The 2208-nt window shown below is 60.2% G+C and carries 3 protein-coding genes; 1 reads left to right on the plus strand and 2 read right to left on the minus strand.

What is annotated here, in order from left to right; translation table 11 throughout:
* A partial coding sequence (locus EOA13_RS36865; RefSeq protein WP_127298017.1) for an aminotransferase class V-fold PLP-dependent enzyme occupies positions 1 to 478 on the minus strand: 478 nt, incomplete at its 3' end.
* 235 nt (positions 479 to 713) lie between these two features.
* Here EOA13_RS36865 and EOA13_RS36870 point away from each other — a divergent pair.
* Positions 714 to 1073 carry a hypothetical protein gene (locus EOA13_RS36870; protein WP_127298018.1) on the plus strand — a complete coding sequence of 120 codons (360 nt, stop codon included), beginning with the start codon at positions 714 to 716 and terminating at the stop codon, positions 1071 to 1073.
* Here EOA13_RS36870 and EOA13_RS36875 read toward each other — a convergent pair.
* A partial coding sequence (locus EOA13_RS36875) for an FtsK/SpoIIIE domain-containing protein (protein WP_164780609.1) occupies positions 1061 to 2208 on the minus strand: 1148 nt, incomplete at its 5' end. The genes EOA13_RS36870 and EOA13_RS36875 overlap by 13 nt on opposite strands.

The following is a 2208-nucleotide window of genomic DNA, read 5'->3' on the forward strand; positions in this document are numbered from 1 at the left end:
GTTGGATGGATCCCACCTCGTTGTTGACCGCCATCACCGAAACCAAGAGCGTTTCGGGGCCGACCAGCCGTTCGAGAGCCGAAATATCGATAATGCCGTTCACATCAACCGGCGCTTCGATGATGCGGAAGCCGGCACTGCGCAGCGAACGCGCGGACGACAGCACGCTCTTGTGCTCGATGGCCGATACAACAATGTCACGGCGGCCAATGCCACCTTCGAGCGCTGCGAGGGCAATGCCCCTTATCGCGATGTTGTTCGCCTCGGTCGCCCCGGACGTGAAGACGAGTTCCTGTGGATCAGATCCGATGAGCGACGCGAGTTCCGCCCGCGCAGTCTCAACGGCTTGGGACGCCAACATGCCACTCAGGTGAGGCGAGTGCGGATTGCCGACCTGAGCATGCCACCAAGGTGCCATCGCGTCCATCGCCTCGGGCGCCAGCGGTGTCGTCGAGTGGCCATCAAGATAGATCGGCATTAGCGCATGTGACTCTGTCTTCGGATCAAGCTCAACTTAATCCGGCACGGGGAAAACTCGAAATCGGCCCCACGGTCGAGGCCCAGGCAATTTGCTGATAGCATACGAGGCGAACAGGAGGCGCGCATCCCATGCCCGACGGCAACGAAGTCAGTGTCAAAGATATCTACAAAGAGCAATACGCCCACTTCCGAGCGATGAACGACGTCCTCTACAAGATCCCCCGCTGTTCTCGGTGGCAATCGGCGGCTTGTGGTACTTCGCGGCATCCCAACTCAAAACCGATCGGGTCATCGCTGTCGGCATTTTCTTTTTTGCGGCCGTCGTGAGTGTCGCCAGCGTTTTCATTATGGGTCGCTTCAGCCAGGCCTTCAGCCTCTACATCACCAATCTGAACAAGCTCGACGGCGACTATGCGGTCTCCCTCAAGGACAAAGACAAGAACAAGGACAAGAAATGGTCGCCCTCAACGGTGAAGATCATTCAGTTCCTGTTGTGGGTCGCGGCGGCGATTTCCTGCGCCGGTGTCATCTATGCCATCGTTCTCATGTTCTGTCCTCCCGCGCCTCCGGCGTTGCCAGTTCAGCCGTCCTGAGCGGCGATCGCCAACACGACATCTTCGATATCCTCGTCAGACAAGAATGGCGCCTGTGCGAAGACGGTTGCGGCCTCGCCGCTCAGCCGCGCGGCCAGATGCCCGAGGCCGAGCAGGTTCTCGGCTCCCTTCGTCCCGAGTGCGATCTCTGAAGTTCCGACGCTCGCGACCTTGAGGATCAGCCGATTACCGAGATTGTCACGCAGCTGAACAGGCATGACCCCGGCATCGGGCCGTTGTGCCGCAAAGACCAGGTGAATGCCGGCGGCTCGCGCCTTCACGCCGAGTCTGGAAACAATCGAGGTGACGACACCCTTGTAATCCTCGGTCAGCATCCATTCGGCGAACTCGTCGTGGATGAGAAACTTCATCGGCAGCCGTGCTTCTGGCGCGGCCTTGATGTTGAACGATCGGATGTCGCGAGCCCCGCTCTGCCTGAACAGCTCGTACCGCCGGTCCATCTCGATGACGAGCCCCTCCATCATTTCGATCGCGGCCGCTTGGCCAATGATGATCCCACCCTTCACATGCGGCAACCGCTCGATCGCGGAGTAGTCCACGCCCATTTTTGGATCGATCAGATGAATATGTACCAAGGCGCTTGGATTGGTCGCGGCGATGTCGAGGATCAGTGCCTGGATCAACACCGATTTGCCGCTGCCCGTCGCGCCGGCGATGAGCGTGTGCGGGTCGTGTTGTGACACGCCGGCGAACGGCCCACCGAGGTTGAGATAGAGAATTTCACCGTCCAGCTCGCGCAGACCAAGAAGGAAGCTCGTGTTGAGACCGGCGGCGTTGCGGTTCAAGGCGCGGCGCTCCCAGAGATCCCACATCGAGACAATCTGCCGCTTTGCTCTTGCCACGCCCACCACGATCTCGCCGGGCAGCGGCGAGATGGAGATCACTCTCAGGCCATGCGTGGTCAGAAGCGCGGACTGTTTAGCCTCGATGTCTTCGACGCGCAGGCGGTCGCTGCCGACAAATCGCACCAAGGCGGCGTTTGGCGTCAATCGCATCCCAGCGATCTTGGCCTGTAGATTGTAACCCATAAGCGCGGTACGCAGCCGTCCGGCTGTGGCCTCGAGCCATTGTTCGTCCTCGCCCGCCGCCTCTTGCACCTGCCCCGCTCTACGGG

The sequence above is a fragment of the Mesorhizobium sp. M7A.F.Ca.US.011.01.1.1 genome, assembly GCF_003998295.1.
Lineage (GTDB): Bacteria > Pseudomonadota > Alphaproteobacteria > Rhizobiales > Rhizobiaceae > Mesorhizobium.